We start from the raw sequence: 16,342 nt of genomic DNA, 5'->3' as shown, positions 1-16,342 counted from the left end.
ATCGAAGACTGATTGCACGCTGACTGTGACGATGAAGTGGACAAGGTAATGGAACTACTGAGACCTGAGATTATAAAACTGTGGAAGCTAGGAAAAATTAAGACCTGATTTTTTCTTTATCAGTTGAATTGTTTACTAATGAAGTTGACTTTAACAGATGGGGCCAACATTTGTGCCAACAATCATTTCAAATTTGGTTTTTTTTGTTCTAAAACATTTGCTTGAGGAGTTATTCGGTTGACGCCGCATCCACCAATCGAATAGAAAACCACCTTCGGGTGGTTTTTTTGTGTCTGTTATATTCACATTTCAGCGCATGCGGACGTTAACCTCACTATCAAGTGCCTTCTTATTTTCCTATTAGTGCTGTTTGACGTATGTGTGGGAAATGAAGAATGATGGTGCCTATTCAGTCACGCAAAGCGGGATAGCATGCGGATTCGAGAGAAACTTAGTCTGATTTTCATGGTGAGTAGTTTGTTAACTGCCTTACCTGCGGCGCTATGGATCACAGACTATGCCAGAGAAAAAATTGTCAGCAGGGTGGTGCAAAACCTGCAGGTTGTGACTGAGAATCAGGTCGATATCGCTACTGAGCGACTCTGGGCGGGTGAATCCAAACTCAAGTCCATAGCCAGGTTAATACAGGAACGCCTGTCAGCCCCCATTCAGCAAACAGAAATAGACGCCTTTCATCAGGCAATGACACTTGATGCGGACGGGATTTGGCGTAACCAGCGAGAAAACTACAATGGCACGGAAGAATCCGGCATTTTCCTGCCAGACTCGCCCGGACTAAGCGATAAAAAGAAAGTCATTCACTGGCGGATCAAGCAAGTGATGGATACGTTTGGTGCCGCCGCTAACCGCCGACATGAAAATGTCTGGTACCTGTCAACCTATGGCAGTGAGGTCATTTATGACAAGACTTTTCCTGATTTTGTCTTTGATCAGGATGCCAGTAATGACTACACACAGACGCCCTGGGTGAGGTCGACAAGTCCCGAGTCGAACCCAGAACAACAATACACTTTCACTCCGCCACTTTTTGATCCGGTGCCCAGAGTCTGGATGGTGAGTGCCCTCTATCCACTGTATGTGAACGGTGAATGGGTAGGTAGCCTGGGCGAGGATATGCAACTCACCAACGTATTGGGCTTTATGTTTGAGGAGAAGCAACTTTATTCGGGCACGCAGCACTTTCTCTTGGATGAGAGCGGCCGTTTCATACTGGCCGGTCAGTGGCAGGAAGAACTGGAATCTGCTCCAGAGCAGGATAATTTCAGCCTTGATTCTGAACAGCCGTTGAGCGAATTGTTACAGCAGGCTTCCCTCACACAACAGCCTGCCTTGCTTTCAAAAAGACTACAGCTTGGCGGCGAGGATTATATTGCTCTGGGTATGCAGCTCGATCCGCTCGCCTGGCGATACTTCAAGCTGGTGCCGGTCGACACGGTGATTAGCCAAGTGCAGCGTTTCCTGTTGATACTCTTCATCACAGCATTTTTGATCATCTCTGTTGGTGGTGGCCTGATTATCGTTGCCATAGACAGAATTGTGGTCTCTCGAATTCGACGCCTGACACACGCTATCAGTGACTATGAGGTAGGTGAGCTGAAATCAGTTGCAGGGGTGGTACAGGGCAACGACGAGATTATGCTGGCTGCCAGCGAGTTTGATGTGATGGCGGGGCGGATAGCAGATGCCCGTCAGGCACTGGCTGAGAGTGAAGAACGCTGGAGCTTTGCACTCGAGGGAGCGGGCGATGGTGTCTGGGACTGGGATCTCGAGACCAATGAAGTGCTGTATTCACCTCAATGGAAAAAAATGCTGGGTTACCGTGATGATGAAATTCCCAATCTTCTTTCAGCCTGGGAGGAGCTGGTCAACACTGAGGATATGCCTGAGGTCAGACAACAGTTAAATGCCTATTTGGGCGGGCAGACGGACGTGTTCTCTGTAGAGTTTCGAATGCGTTGCAAGGATGGCAGCTGGAAATGGATATTATCACGGGCGATTGTCGTTCATCAGGGCCAGTCCGCATCGCGTCGAATGATTGGTACGCACACTGATATTTCCTATCTGAAATCCATTCAGAGCAAACTGCAAAACAGTTCAGCTCAACTGAAGTCATTATTGCAATACAGTCCGGTGGCCATTGTCATTGCCTCCATGGATGGTCGACAGGTGATTTTCGCTAATCACCGTTATGCCGACTTGATTAATTGCGAGTCTGACAAAGTAATGGGGGTCGATCCCACTGCGTTCTTCTCCGACACTGCCCTCTATCAGAACCATATTGATACCGTTGCCCATGGTGATAGCGTCTCTGATCAACTGATTGGACTTGATATCCCGGGGGGCGGGCAAAAGTCGGTTCTGGCCACCTTTATGCCACTTGAGTACGATGATGAACGCTGTGTCTTGGGGTGGTTTTATGATGTCACACAATGGTACGAAGCACAGCGAGCGCTGCGCTTGCATGCAAGCGTTTTTGATAATGCCTGGGAAGGCATCATGATTACTGACCAAGATAATCTAATAATCTCTGTGAATCATGCCTTTACCGAAATCACCGGTTATGATCAGAGCGAAGTTATCGGCCAAAACCCCAACTTTTTGTCTTCCGGGCGCCAGGACGTGCACTTTTATGACGATATGTGGCAAACCATTCAGCAAAGTGGCCGCTGGCGAGGTGAAGTCTGGAACCGTAAGAAAAATGGTGAGTTTTATGCTGAAATCCTGACTGTCAGCGCGATCAAGGACGAGCAGGGCAGGGTCACCCACTATCTGGGGTTATTTGCCGATATCACCGAGATCAAGAACACCGAGAGGAAACTAGAAGACCTTGCACATTATGACGCGCTGACGCACCTGGCGAACCGAACCTTACTGTCGGACCGGCTAGAGCAATCTCTGGCTCATGCTCGACGCAATCGCTCCATGCTGGCTGTGTGTTTTCTTGATCTGGATGGATTCAAGCCGGTCAATGATATGTATGGTCACGAAATCGGTGACAAGCTGTTGATTGAAGTCGCCCGGCGTCTTGATCACACCGTTCGCAGTGGGGATACCGTCGCCAGAATGGGCGGGGATGAGTTCGTTCTGTTGATCGCGAATATTCATGAGGTGGAGGAGTTAGATCCGATTCTGAGTCGGGTGAACCAGAAAATTGCAGAAAAAATACATTTGGGTGAGCGTGTTATCAGTGTGACAGCCAGTATCGGCGTGGCGCTTTATCCTCTGGATAATGTCGATGCCGATACGCTGCTTCGTCATGCTGACTTGTCAATGTATGAGGCCAAACAGGCAGGCAGGAATGGCTATCACATCTTTGACGTCAACCTGGATCGGCAGGTACATGAGCATCATGCGCGCACGGAACGAATAGCCACGGCACTGCAAAATGAAGAGTTTTGCCTGTTTTACCAACCCAAGGTCAATATGCAGAGTCATGAAGTCGTTGGCATGGAAGCACTCATCCGCTGGCAACATCCGGAGCAGGGCTTACTCGGTGCCGGCGAGTTTTTACCGCTGATTGAATCACACCAGTTGATCATCAGTCTTGGCGACTGGGTGCTGGAGCAGGCTATGCAGCAGATTCAGGCCTGGATGCAACAAGGGCTGGAGACTCAGGTTAGTGTCAATGTCTCTGCGAGACAAATCCAGCATGTCGATTTCATACAAAAACTGGAAGCCGTTATGGCACGCTACCCAACTGTGCCCGCCCGCCTGCTTGAGCTTGAAATACTGGAAACCTCGGCACTTGAAACCCATCAGACCGCACAAATTGTGGAAACGATCGCCAGCAGACTCGGCGTCTCATTCGCACTCGATGATTTCGGGACGGGCTATTCTTCTCTGTCTTATCTGAGACAGCTCCCGGTGAAGACGCTCAAGATTGATCGCTCCTTCATCAGCACCATGCTGGAAAGTGACGCGGACATGGCGATTGTCAGGGGCATTATTGAACTGGCAGAAGTCTTCAAGCGAGATATCATCGCAGAGGGCGTGGAGACCTGGCAGGACTGTGAGCGTCTGATGAGCCTTGGCTGTGACACCGTTCAGGGTTACTTTGTAGCCCGGCCAATGCCTGCTGCCGAGGTACCTGCCTGGATAGCGCGTTTCGATGTTGACGAACTGAGCGGTTTTCGCCACCACAATAAACGCTGAATCATTGCCTGATCCTCTCACTCATCGCTGGCGATGACTGCTATGATTTGCCGCTACCCATCGGGGCAAGCCCTGATGATCTGACCATGCTTTAGGGAAATGAGTTGAAATGAGCTTAGCTATAGCCGCCGTTGTTTCGGGTCTTTTACTACTGGTCTGGAGTGCCGACCGTTTTGTTGAAGGCGCTGCCGCGACTGCCCGGCATTTTGGTATGCCTGCGCTGTTGATTGGAATGGTGATTGTCGGTTTTGGTACCTCGGCGCCGGAAATGGTGGTGTCGGCGTTGGCGGCCACGCAGGGTAATCCCGGCATTGCGCTGGGTAATGCCTATGGTTCCAATATCACCAATATTGCACTGATTCTTGGGGTGACTGCCCTAATCAGTCCAATTCTGGTGCAGTCTCAGGTGCTCAGGCGCGAGTTGCCTTTGCTGACGATTGTCAGTTTTGTGGCCGCCTGGCAACTGTGGGATGGACAATTATCACGACTCGATGCCGTGGCCTTGCTGGTGGTGTTTGTCTTATTGATGAGCTGGACTGTCTGGCAGGGCATGCAGAAAAACAGCGATCAGTTTGCTGTGGAGATGGATGCTGAGCTGGCACAGCAGCCTATGCCATTAAAGCCGGCCGTGCTGTGGCTGGTGGCCGGACTAATCCTGTTGATTATCAGCTCACGCATGCTGGTATGGGGAGCTGTGACTATTGCACAGTCACTGGGCGTCAGTGATCTGATCATTGGCCTCACTATTGTGGCGGTGGGCACTTCCCTTCCGGAGCTGGCTTCATCGGTGATTGCCGCTCGCAAGGGCGAGCATGATATCGCGCTGGGTAATATCATCGGGTCTAATCTGTTCAACACCCTGGCTGTGGTGGGTATTGCCGGTGTGATTCATCCCATGGCAGTGGGCCCGGAAGTGCTGTCGCGTGATGTGCTGGTAATGCTGGCTCTGACGGTATCGCTGTTTGTCATTGGCTACGGCTTCAAAAAGCCTGGTCGTATCAACCGTCTGGAAGGGGCTTTGCTGCTGATGGCTTACCTAGCCTACACCACCTATCTGATCAGCACGGTTTTTATTGCTTAAAGAGAGACATTTGTGGCACATATTCAGATTGATAAATCACACAAAGCCCTGATCAAAGCGGCTACTGGCCTCGGCGACTGGCTGTTATCGCTGGAACAACTCTCAGACAGCGACCGCCAGGCAGTGCGCGCGGTGCAGAAAGCGCTGCAAAAACTACCCAAGATCAATGACGGCACGCTGGCCATGTATGGGTTCAGTATCGAAAAGGGAAGTGAATCAGCCGGGCTGGTTCGGGGCTGGGACGTGTCACTGGAATACTTTGCCGATGACCCGGAGCAGCAGGGTGGATTGGAGTTGTTCAGTTCATATATTCCCATCCCCGAAACCACCGATGCGAATGTACTGGCACAGAAAAAACAGCATGAAGCCTATTTTCACTGGCCATTGGGGGATGTGTGTAACCTGATCAAACCCGAAAAGGCGCACAAATGGATTGATGAGGTGAGCAGACCGGAGCAGACAGCCGAGGGCGCCGAACGTCTGCGTATCGAAATTGTGTATGGCGATGTTTATGCCGAAGTCGATGTGCCGCTGGCCTGACTGAAAGCAAAGCGTCATCATCGCTTGTTACACTCTGGATTTTTACTTCGCGGGGAACGGGTTTTGCCTATACTGACGATACAAGTCCTGACCGGGATGATGCTGACCATGATCACAGCCTTTGTCTGGGCTGATTCCGCTTTGCTGCCTGACCATCAGCTTGACAATCCCTGGTACTCTCAGGCGCAGACAGCATTGCAGGCAAAGCCTGTTTTTCAGCCGCAACAAAAGGCCAAAAATGTCATCCTGTTTGTGGGGGATGGGATGGGCGTATCAACCATCACTGCGGCGCGGATTCTGGACGGTCAGAACAAGGGCCTGGCAGGGGAGGAGAATCTGCTGAGTTTTGAGCATTTCCCTTTTACCGGCCTGGCCAAAACCTACAACGTCGATGCCCAAACACCCGACTCGGCCGGGACCATGACTGCGATCATCACTGGCGTAAAGACCGACGCCGGCATTATTGCTGTTGATGAAAAGGTTAAGCGTGGAGATTGCAAGACGGTAGCTGGCAATGAATTGATGAGCGCGCTGGAACTGGCCGAACTTGCCGGACGCTCAACCGGCTTTGTCACCACAACCCGCGTCACCCACGCCACCCCGGCAGCGACCTATGCCAAGTCACCGGAGCGTAACTGGGAAGATATTTCAGATATGCCTGAAGCGGCGGTAGCGGCGGGCTGTGAGGATATCGCGTCACAACTGCTGAGTTTTGAAAAACGCCTGCAACAGCGCTTCCCCGAATCAGATCGTATCAATGGCATGGAGGTGATGATGGGCGGCGGCCGGCGTCATTTTCTGCCGGAGTCTGAAGGCGGTGACCGCACAGACAAGCGCAACCTGATCCAAGCCTGGCAGCAGCAATATCCTGAGGGTCGCTATATTGAAGATCAGACGGGATTTGATGCGCTTGATCCCGCCAGAACCTCACAGGTACTGGCTTTGTTTAACCCATCCCATATGCAGTATGAAGCTGACCGCGTCAATGGCAAGCAGGGCGAGCCCTCGCTTAGCGAGATGACGGCGAAGGCGATTGAAATGCTGGACAACAACGCTGAAGGCTATTTTCTGCTGGTGGAAGGCGGGCGCATTGACCATGCCCACCATGCTGGCAATGCCTTTAATGCTTTGAACGATACCATTGAATTGTCACGCGCTGTGGAAACGGCGCTGAATAAGGTGAATACCGATGAAACACTGATTATGGTTACTGCCGATCACAGTCATGTTTTTACCATGGCCGGCTATCCCAAACGCGGTAACCCCATTCTCGGTAAAGTGGTCAATGTCGGTGAGGATCATCCGGCCCATGCCGAGGATGGGCAGCCCTACACCACGCTGGGCTATGCCAATGGCCGTGGTTATCAGCAGCGCGGCAATGAGATGGATGCTGATGAGCGTTATCACTCTGACATTCACAGTGGCCGCAAAGACCTGAGCCATATTGATACCGAGAAGCCCGGCTATCATCAGGAAGCCCTGGTGCCGCTGTCTGCGGAAACCCACGGTGGTGAAGATGTCGCGGTGTATGCGATCGGCCCGGGATCGGCAGCGGTGTCAGGTGTGAATGAGCAGAACTTGTTATTTCACGTCATTACCCGTGCCGCCGGACTGGATTGATAAAGCCTGACCCCAAACAAAACTAAATATAAAACAATAATTTATCGTGTTTTAAAGCTTTCTTCTACTCCCTAAGAAGTACTTTCTGATCAGTATTTATTTGCTGTATTGACCCTGCCTAAAATCAAACCATTACATTTCGCTGAATGGTTTGGGGGTAGACATGCAGCAAGCAGCAACAGCCAACAGACAGACTATTTATGATCAGGTCGGTGGCGCCGACGGCGTTGAGCAACTGGTCAATACCTTCTGCGATATTCTGGAAACCACCGAAACCGGCAAACCGGTTTATCTATTACATCTTCGCGGTCATGGCATGGCCCATGCCCGGATGGAGCAGTTCAACTTTTTCTCCGGCATGTTTGGCGGCCCCAAGCTTTATGCAGAAAAATGGGGGCATTCCAATGTGCGCCAGATTCACGAGCATGTGCAAATTGGTGAGGTCGAGAGTCAGGCCTGGCTGAGTTGCATGGATATGACGCTGGAGAAACTCTCTTATCCGGCTCAGCTCAAGCAAATTCTGATGCAGAGCTTTACTGACATGGCGTCAGTGCTCGTGCGTCAGTCGCAGGCCTGTTGAGGATGTTACTCGGCTTGAATATCGTCCAGACTGTCGTAATAGATGATGGCCAGATAACGGATCGGCATTGTCAGTTTAGCCAGCGGCCGGTGAGGTTGCTCGGCATCAAAGGTCAGCGAATCACCGGGTTCGAGAATATAAAACTCATCGCCCACCGTGTATTCCAGACGGCCTTCCAGCATGTAGATAAATTCCGTTCCGGCATGTTCAAAGGGATCAAACACCTCGCTGTCTTCATCCAGCGATATCAGGAACGGCTCAAACAGTTTTTTCGGGCCCGTGTCGTAGGCCAGCAAATGATAGGTGTGGCCGCTTTTAGTGCCACGACGGACCACTTCCATGCCTTCACCATGAGGGACGTACTGGGCACCGGCTTTAGGCGTGTCGTAGTCATGAAACAGGCGGGACAGGGTGACCCCCAGCGCATTGGCCAGCTGTTCCAGTTTTTCGAGGCTGGGTGACGTGAGGCCGTTTTCTATTTTACTCAACATACCACGACTGACGTTGGCCCGTTTGCTGACTTCGGCGATGGTCAGGCCATTTTCCATCCGTAGGTGGCGCAGCGTATTGCCCAGGTGCTTATCAAGCGAGTGGCCAGATTTGCCAGTGGCTGTCAGTGGTTCGTTTGTATTCACGCCTGCAATTACTCCGTCATCTGCATTGTTCAGGGCTTTGATTATACATCAGTTTTCCCCAGCCGTTCGGCACCATGATTCATTTAATGAAAAAAAGTTTCTTCAAAGTATTGACACTGAAAAGCAGTCATGCGTAAATGAAAACCAAGTTTCATTAGGTGAAACAATGTTTACTAAAAAGGTGGTAGACGCCTGCTACGACTTAAGTAGTACAGGCCAGCGCCACGGCAGTGGAGGTTTAGAATGCCATTAGGACTTTTGAAATACGGTCTGAGCAAAGAACATCCGGCACCCCGGTTTTTCAGGGACTGTACGCAGCCCAAGAAAAGCTACGATGCCGTCATTATCGGCGGTGGTGGTCATGGCCTCGCTGCAGCTTATTACCTGGCTAAAGATTACGGCATCACCAATGTCGCGGTATTGGAAAAAGGCTATATCGGCGGCGGTAACACCGGCCGTAATACGACCATCGTTCGCTCCAACTACCTGACGCCGGAAGGGGTCAACTTCTACGACGCCAGCGTCAAAATGTACGAAGACCTCTCGGAAGAGCTGGATCTCAACCTGTTCTATTCCACCCGCGGTCACTACACACTGGCCCACACCGAGTCAGCAATGCGCACCATGCGCTGGCGTGCCGAGGTCAACAAGCATGTTGGCGTGGAAAGCCGTGTGGTGGCACCCGATGAAATTTCCCAGGCCTGTCCGCAACTCGATATTCAATGCAGTGGTCAGGCCCCGATCATGGGCGCCCTGTATCACGCACCGGGTTCAGTAGCCCGTCACGATGCTGTGGCCTGGGGCTATGCCAAGGAAGCCGACCGCATGGGCGTCGAGATCTTCCAGATGACCGAAGTCACCGGTATCGATGTGAAAAGCGGCAAGGTGGTCGGTGTTAACACCAGTAAAGGTTATATCGAGACCAACCGCGTGTTGTCAGCCGTGGCCGGTTTCACCCCACGGATTACCGAGATGGTCGACGTCGAAACACCGATCGTCATCCACCCGTTACAGGCCTGTGTCAGTGAACCGATGAAACCCTGGCTCGATACCATCCTGGTGTCTGGCAGCCTGCACGTCTATGTCAGCCAGTCCTCGCGCGGCGAGCTGGTGATGGGCTCCTCGCTGGATCCGTATGAAATGCACTCGACCCGCAGTTCGCTGGACTTTGTCGAAGGCCTCACCTCGCACATTGTCGATATGTTCCCGTTCCTGTCCAACGTCAAAGTCGTGCGGCAGTGGGCCGGTATGGCCGATCTGACGCCTGATTTTGCGCCGGTTATGGGTAAAACCCCGGTCGACGGTTTCTATCTGGACGCCGGTTGGGGCACCTGGGGCTTCAAGGCGACGCCTATCAGTGGCAAGACCATGGCGGAAACCATTGCCAGAGATGTTGCCCCGGACATGATCCAGCCATTCCGTTTATCCCGTTTTGAAGACTATGAGCTGACCGGCGAAAAAGGCGCAGCCTCGGTCGGTCACTAAGAGAGTAAGGCTATGAAATTACTTGAATGTCCCGTTAACGGCGTCCGGCCCCTGAGCGAATTCACCTATGGCGGTGAATACCGCGACATGCCGGATCCCGATACCTGCAGTGACAAAGAGTGGGCGGCTTATGTGCACTACCGTGCCGGCGCGCCCGGACTGAAAAAAGAATGGTGGTACCACGGCCCTAGCGGCACCTGGTTTATTGCCGAACGCAACACGCTCACTGATAAAGTCAGCCGGACCTACATTGCCGGTCAGGAGGAATCAAAATGACCAGTCGAATTGCAAAGAAAAGAGGCGAGTGGATCAACCGCGACAAGCCCCTGACGTTTGAATACGAAGGTCAGCAGGTTCAAGGCTACGAAGGCGATACTATCAGCAGTGCCCTGTGGGCGAACGGTATCAGAGTCCTGGGCCGCAGCTTTAAATATCACCGTGCCCGGGGTCTGCTCAGTTTTGCCAACCACGACGTGAATGCGCTGATGACCGATGGCGAGGATACCAATATCCGCGCTGACGTCTGGCCGGTCAGCAATGGCATGCAGCTGGCTGCGGTCAACACCGAAGGCGGTGTGCTCAAGGACAAGAACAAGTATATCGATCACTTGTCGCCGTTCCTGCCGGTCGGCTTCTATTACAAAACCTTTTATAAACCCAAACGGCTATTTCCGTTCTGGGAGGACAAAATCCGTAAAGCCGCGGGTCTGGGTAAGGTTAATTTCAATTACCCACGCATTATCAAGCCCAAGCGCTATGCCCACTGCGATGTGCTGATTATCGGTGCCGGTGCTGCGGGGTTGTCAGCGGCGATTAATGCGGCCGCCGAAGGCTTCAACGTTATTCTGGTTGATGAAAACCGTCAGGCCGGTGGCAGCCTCAGTTATGATCATGCCGGCGAACAGGCCGCTGCCGATACCCTGAATACACTGCTTGAGGCGGTGGAAGCGGAGAAAAATATTCGCCTGATCACAGACGCCTATGCCGGTGGCTACTACGGCGATCACCTGGTGCCTATCGTGGAAAAAAGCGGTATCACCAAGGTGCGGGCGCAGACTGTCATCGTAGCGGCCGGTGTCTTCGAACAACCCCCGGTTTTCCGTTATAACGATCTGCCCGGCGTCATGCTTGGTAGTGCGACCCAGCGTCTGGTTCACCGTTACGCAGTTAAACCGTTTGATAAAGGCGTCGTTGTGACTGCCAATGATCACGGCTATCGCACAGCCCTGGATCTGGCCTCGGTCGGCACTGAGGTGGTCGCCGTGATTGATATGCGTGCCGACGGGGCCAGTCAGGAGCTGACCCAGAAAGTCAAAGATAAAGGCATTGCTGTTCATAAAGGTAGCTGCATATACGAGGCAGTACCGACCAAAGGCAAGCTGGGTGTGAAAGAAGTCGTGGTCTGCCCCTATAACGAGACCACCGCAGAAGCCGACACCAGCCGTAGCGTGCGACTTGTCTGTGATGGTGTGGCCATGAGCGCAGGCTGGGCACCGGCTGGTGCCTTGTTGTATCAGGCCGGCACCAAAATGCGTTACGACAATGATCTGGAACAGTTTGTCCCCGGTGAACTGCCTGAAGGCGTGTTTGCTGCCGGTAAAGTTAACGGCGTCTTTGATTTGAAAGCCCGTCTGCAGGACGGTCGCCGAGCCGCTGGCGAAGCGATGAATTACCTGGGTAAGGCGGTCAGCGTTGACACCGTCAAGCCAGTATCGATGGCACGGCCCAGCCACCCTTATCCCATCGTTAATCATCCCAAAGGCAAGAACTTTGTTGATTTTGACGAGGATATCCAGGTCAAGGACTTTATCAATGCTGCCAAAGAAGGTTTCGACAATATCGAGTTGATGAAACGCTTCACCACGGTGGGCATGGGTCCCAGCCAGGGCAAGCATTCCAATATGAATGCGATTCGTATTCTGGCGCGGATTCGTCAGCTGCCGGTTGAAAAAATCGGCACCACCACGGCACGGCCCTTCTTCCACCCGACCCCGATCGGTCATCTGGGTGGACGTGGCTTCCATCCGCATCGTTATACCGCCATGCACCAGTGGCATGTCGATAACGGCGGTGAAATGATGGATGCTGGTATCTGGCTGCGTCCTGCTTTCTATGCGCCGCAGGGTAGTGGTCTCACAGCCAGCGAAGCGGTACAGCAGGAAACGCTGGCTGTACGCAATGCCGTGGGCATGATTGACGGTAGTACGCTGGGCAAGATCGAAGTATTCGGTCCTGATGCCGCTGCTTTCCTGGAACGTTTCTACACCGGCAAGTTTGTCGATCAGAAAGTCGGTGGCAGCCGTATTGCGATGTTGCTGGATGAAGCCGGTGTCATGGTCGATGACGGCGTCGCAGTGAGAATGGCCGACGAGCAGTTCTATGTTTCGACCAACTCCTCCAATGCTGCGACCGTTTACCGCGAAATGCAACGCAATGTGCAGTTGTGGGGTATGCAGGTGACCCTGGTCAACCTCACCGGTGCTATGGCGGCGATGACGGTGGCCGGTCCGGAATCCCGTTCGGTAGTCGCAACACTGACCGATATTGATGTCTCTGCCGAGGCAATGCCCGATGGCGCTTTCCGTTCAGGCCAAGTCGCCGGTGTCGATGCCCGCGTGATGCGCGTCAGCTTTGTGGCTGATTTGGCCTTTGAAATCCATGTGCCTTACAAAGCGGGTCTGCATGTCTGGAAATCCTTAATCGAAGCCGGCCAGTCTGCGGGTATCCGTCCGTTTGGTACTGACGCTCAGCGTCTGCTGCGGCTGGAAATGGGCCATCACCTGGTCAGTCATGACACTGACGGTCTGACCAACCCGTTTGAAGCGCATTCCGACTCGCTGGTGAAAATGGATAAACCCTTCTTTATCGGTAAACGCAGTCTGCAGATCCTGGCGAAAAAACCACTGGGCAAAAAGCTCACTACCTTTGTGCTTGAGCCTGGTTTCAACGGTGAACTGCCGCAGGAATGCAACCTGGTGATTGATGCCGGTAACAACATCACCGGTCGGGTGACCAGTATTTCCTTCAGTCGTCACCTCAACCGCCACATTGGCTTTGCCTTTGTGCCGCCGGAGCAGAGCAGTGCCGGCAGTGGTTTCCAGATCCGTACCGATTCCGGTGCCATGGTTGCCGCCACCGCCTGTGAAGCTCCGTTCTTCCATCTGCTTGAGAGTAAAGGAGAATGAACATGCAAGACGCTGTATTAATGAGTCCGGTCGCCTTTGCTCATGCATTACGCAAACCGGTCAGTGGTGAAGTCAATGGCATGGAAACCGCGTTGAGTTTCGCTGCCGCCGATGTGGAAGCGACACGTAATGAGACTTTGAGTATTTGCGATGTCAGCAATCTCAACCGTTTTGGTGTGAAAGGGCCGCAATCCGCCGCCTGGCTGCAGGCCGCGGGTGTCACATTGCCTGAAGGCACCAATAGCTGGACGCCGCAGGATAACGGCAGTCTGGTCATGCGTCTGGGTAACAGCGAGTTTCTGGTTGAAGACCAGCCCGAAAACAGCCTGTGCCAGACCCTGAATGACACCGCCGTGGAAACGGCTGGTGTGCATAAAGTTATACGCAATGACGCGGCTTTTATCGTCAGCGGCAAGCTGACTTCCGCATTATTTTCTGAAGTGTGTGAAATCGACCTTGAGGGTGGTGCACTTGAAGATAATCGCCTTGTAATGACCGTTATCGCCGGTGTGTCGGCAACGATGCTGAAACAATCTCTGAATAATCAACCTGTTTACCGCATCTGGTGTGACGGGACCTTCGGACCGTATTTGTGGAAAACCCTGCTCGGCATTATCGAAGAGCAGGGCGGCGGCCCAGTGGGTTTCAACTTCTATTACGAGATTAATTAACCCTACCAAGTGCTGTTCACTTAAAACAGAAGGAAAAGCTCATGAAATACGAACACAATGACTCGCTCGTTGAATCGGCTCAGCTGGAACAGGCCAAGAAGTTTCTCAAAGACAACGACGTAAAATATGTCCTGGCCCAGTTCGTGGATATTCACGGCGTGGCCAAGGTGAAGTCGGTACCGGCTTCTCACCTGGAAGACATTACCTCCAACGGTGCCGGTTTTGCCGGTGGCGCTATCTGGGGTATGGGTATTGCGCCTAACGGTCCTGATTACATGGCGGTGGGTGATTTGAGCACTCTCAGCCTGCTGCCCTGGCAGCCCGGTTACGCCCGCATTATCTGCGATGGCCATGTAAATGGTGAACCCTACGGCCACGACAGCCGCGTGGTGCTGAAAAAGCAAATCAAGCGCCTGGAAGAAAAAGGCTGGATCCTCTACACCGGTCTGGAACCTGAGTTCTCGCTGCTGAAAAAAGACGAAGTCACCGGTCAGCTGTCGCCCTGCGACGTGACCGATACGCTGCAAAAACCCTGTTACGACTACAAAGGTATCAAGCGTCAGGGCGAGTACCTGGAAAAAATGACCGAGGCCTTGATTGAAGTCGGTCTCGATATTTACCAAATCGACCACGAAGACGCCAACGGTCAGTTCGAAATCAATTACACCTACGCTGACTGCCTCAAGAGCGCCGATGACTACATCATGTTCAAGATGGGCGCCAGCGAGATCGCCAATGAAATGGGCATGATCTGCTCGTTCATGTCGAAACCGTTCAGTAATCGTCCGGGTAACGGCATGCACATGCATATGTCGATTGGCGATGGTGAAAAGAGCCTGTTCCAAGATGACAGTGATCCGTCAGGCCTGGGTCTGTCCAAGCTGGCACGACACTTCATGGCCGGCAACCTGGAGCACGCTCCTGCATTAACGGCAATCGCGGCACCGACCGTCAACTCATACAAACGTCTGGTGGTAGGTCGCTCTCTGTCCGGCGCGACCTGGGCACCGGCTTATATTTCCTACGGTGATAACAACCGTTCAACCATGGTGCGAATTCCTTACGGCCGTATTGAACTGCGCCTGCCGGATGGCACGTGTAACCCTTATCTGACTGCCGCTGCTGCGATTGCTGCCGGTCTCGACGGTGTCGAGCGTGAGCTGGAACCGGGCAAAGGTCATGATGAAAACCTCTATGACATGACTGATGAAGAGCTGAAACAAAATGGCATCGGCATTCTGCCGCAGAACCTGCATGAAGCCCTGTTGGAGCTGGAAAAAGATGAAGTGATCAAAGGGGCACTGGGTGAAGGACTTGCCAAAGAGTTTCTGGAATTGAAACACATGGAATGGGTGGAGTACATGCGTCATGTCTCCGATTGGGAAATCAACCGTTACGTTGAGTTTTATTAATACTCCGCCTGTTAGGCGTTTTTTAGGAGAAATCTTATGTGTGGAATCGTTGGCCTTTATTTAAAGAACGACAAGTACGAGAACCAGTTGGGCAAACTGTTTTCGCCCATGCTGATCGCAATGACCGAACGGGGTCCCGACAGTGCCGGTTTTGCCGTTTACGGTGACGCGGTTGAGGACGGCAACAAGCTGACCCTGCGTCATGAAGATGAAAACTATGACTGGGCTGCGCTGGCTAAAGACATCGAGTCTAATCTTGGTACGCAAGTGGACTGGTTCCAGAACAGCAAAGTCGCGGTATTCAAAGTCGCAACCGATGCCGAAACCGTTGAAGACTTTCTGGAACAGAACCATGAAGACGTGCTGATCATGAGCTCAGGCAAGTCGATCGAAATCCTCAAGGAAGTCGGTCTGCCGGAACGCATCGTCGAGATGTTCAAGCTGGGTGAAATGAAAGGCAGTCACATCATCGGCCATACCCGTATGGCGACAGAGTCTGCTGTCACCATGGCAGGCAGCCATCCGTTCTCAACCGGTCTGGATTTGTGTCTGGTCCATAACGGTTCACTGTCCAACCACAACCGTCTGCGTCAGGAATTGCAACATGAAGGTATTGAGTTCGATACCCAGAACGATTCGGAAGTGGCAGCCGGTTTTCTGACCTACCGCCTGCAGCAGGGCGATTCACTCAATGAAGCCCTGGAACATGCGCTGGAGAAGCTGGACGGTTTTTACACCTTCACTATCGGTACCAAAGACGGCTTCGCGGTAGTGCGTGATCCGATCGCCTGTAAACCGGCCGTGATTGCCGAAACTGACGACTATGTCGCCATGGCTTCGGAATATCAGGCTCTGACCACCCTGCCGGGTATTGAAGACGCCAAAGTTTGGGAACCTGAACCTTCCAAGATCTACGTCTGGGAACGTAACAGTAACTAAAACGGTGTATTAGGAGAACAC

Annotated in this window: 12 protein-coding genes; 11 read left to right on the top strand and 1 reads right to left on the bottom strand. The window is 52.5% G+C overall.

Translation table 11 applies throughout. The annotated features are described in order from the left end of the window. Positions 1-468: 468 nt before the first annotated feature. The 5 genes from Q0X64_RS09175 (at position 469) to Q0X64_RS09155 (ending at position 7,994) form a co-directional block, all read left to right on the top strand. Positions 469-4,173, top strand: coding sequence for an EAL domain-containing protein (locus tag Q0X64_RS09175; RefSeq protein ID WP_297812174.1), 3,705 nt, complete (start codon positions 469-471; stop codon positions 4,171-4,173). Between the two features lie 109 nt (positions 4,174-4,282). Continuing rightward, positions 4,283-5,254, top strand: a complete 972-nt coding sequence (locus tag Q0X64_RS09170) for a calcium/sodium antiporter (protein WP_297811714.1) — start codon at positions 4,283-4,285, stop codon at positions 5,252-5,254. A 12-nt stretch (positions 5,255-5,266) separates the two neighbouring features. Further along, positions 5,267-5,794, top strand: coding sequence for a hypothetical protein (locus Q0X64_RS09165; RefSeq protein ID WP_297811711.1), 528 nt, complete (start codon positions 5,267-5,269; stop codon positions 5,792-5,794). Between the two features lie 63 nt (positions 5,795-5,857). Then, a complete protein-coding gene (locus tag Q0X64_RS09160) occupies positions 5,858-7,414 on the top strand; it encodes an alkaline phosphatase (protein WP_297811708.1) in 1,557 nt (518 codons plus the stop codon). A gap of 163 nt (positions 7,415-7,577) precedes the next feature. After that, entirely contained in the window at positions 7,578-7,994 is a 417-nt protein-coding gene (locus tag Q0X64_RS09155) for a group II truncated hemoglobin (protein ID WP_297811705.1), read from the top strand. A gap of 5 nt (positions 7,995-7,999) precedes the next feature. Here the strand turns inward: Q0X64_RS09155 and Q0X64_RS09150 are convergent, their stop codons facing one another. Continuing rightward, a complete protein-coding gene (locus tag Q0X64_RS09150) occupies positions 8,000-8,629 on the bottom strand; it encodes an XRE family transcriptional regulator (protein WP_297811703.1) in 630 nt (209 codons plus the stop codon). Between the two features lie 243 nt (positions 8,630-8,872). On the opposite strand from Q0X64_RS09150, the gene Q0X64_RS09145 reads away from it, so the two are divergent. Genes Q0X64_RS09145 through Q0X64_RS09120 form a run of 6 tightly spaced genes read left to right on the top strand, consistent with a single transcriptional unit; the run spans position 8,873 to position 16,321 of the window. Further along, on the top strand, positions 8,873-10,114 hold the full coding sequence (locus Q0X64_RS09145) for an FAD-dependent oxidoreductase (protein WP_297811700.1): 1,242 nt from the start codon (positions 8,873-8,875) through the stop codon (positions 10,112-10,114). 12 nt (positions 10,115-10,126) lie between these two features. After that, on the top strand, positions 10,127-10,390 hold the full coding sequence (locus Q0X64_RS09140; RefSeq protein WP_297811696.1) for a sarcosine oxidase subunit delta: 264 nt from the start codon (positions 10,127-10,129) through the stop codon (positions 10,388-10,390). Next, complete coding sequence (locus Q0X64_RS09135) at positions 10,387-13,299, top strand: FAD-dependent oxidoreductase (RefSeq protein ID WP_297811693.1); 2,913 nt, start codon at positions 10,387-10,389, stop codon at positions 13,297-13,299. Before Q0X64_RS09140 ends, Q0X64_RS09135 begins: the two co-directional genes overlap by 4 nt. A gap of 2 nt (positions 13,300-13,301) precedes the next feature. Then, positions 13,302-13,970 carry a sarcosine oxidase subunit gamma gene (locus Q0X64_RS09130; RefSeq protein WP_297811690.1) on the top strand — a complete coding sequence of 223 codons (669 nt, stop codon included), beginning with the start codon at positions 13,302-13,304 and terminating at the stop codon, positions 13,968-13,970. 41 nt (positions 13,971-14,011) lie between these two features. Next, entirely contained in the window at positions 14,012-15,382 is a 1,371-nt protein-coding gene (glnT, locus tag Q0X64_RS09125; RefSeq protein ID WP_297811687.1) for a type III glutamate--ammonia ligase, read from the top strand. A gap of 36 nt (positions 15,383-15,418) precedes the next feature. Continuing rightward, positions 15,419-16,321 carry a glutamine amidotransferase family protein gene (locus tag Q0X64_RS09120; RefSeq protein WP_297811684.1) on the top strand — a complete coding sequence of 301 codons (903 nt, stop codon included), beginning with the start codon at positions 15,419-15,421 and terminating at the stop codon, positions 16,319-16,321. Positions 16,322-16,342 lie beyond the last annotated feature (21 nt).

The sequence above is a fragment of the uncultured Methylophaga sp. genome (genome assembly GCF_947259025.1).
Taxonomy (GTDB): domain Bacteria; phylum Pseudomonadota; class Gammaproteobacteria; order Nitrosococcales; family Methylophagaceae; genus Methylophaga.
The sequence above is the reverse complement of the archived record's forward strand: the minus strand, read 5'-3'. Positions and strand labels throughout refer to the sequence as shown.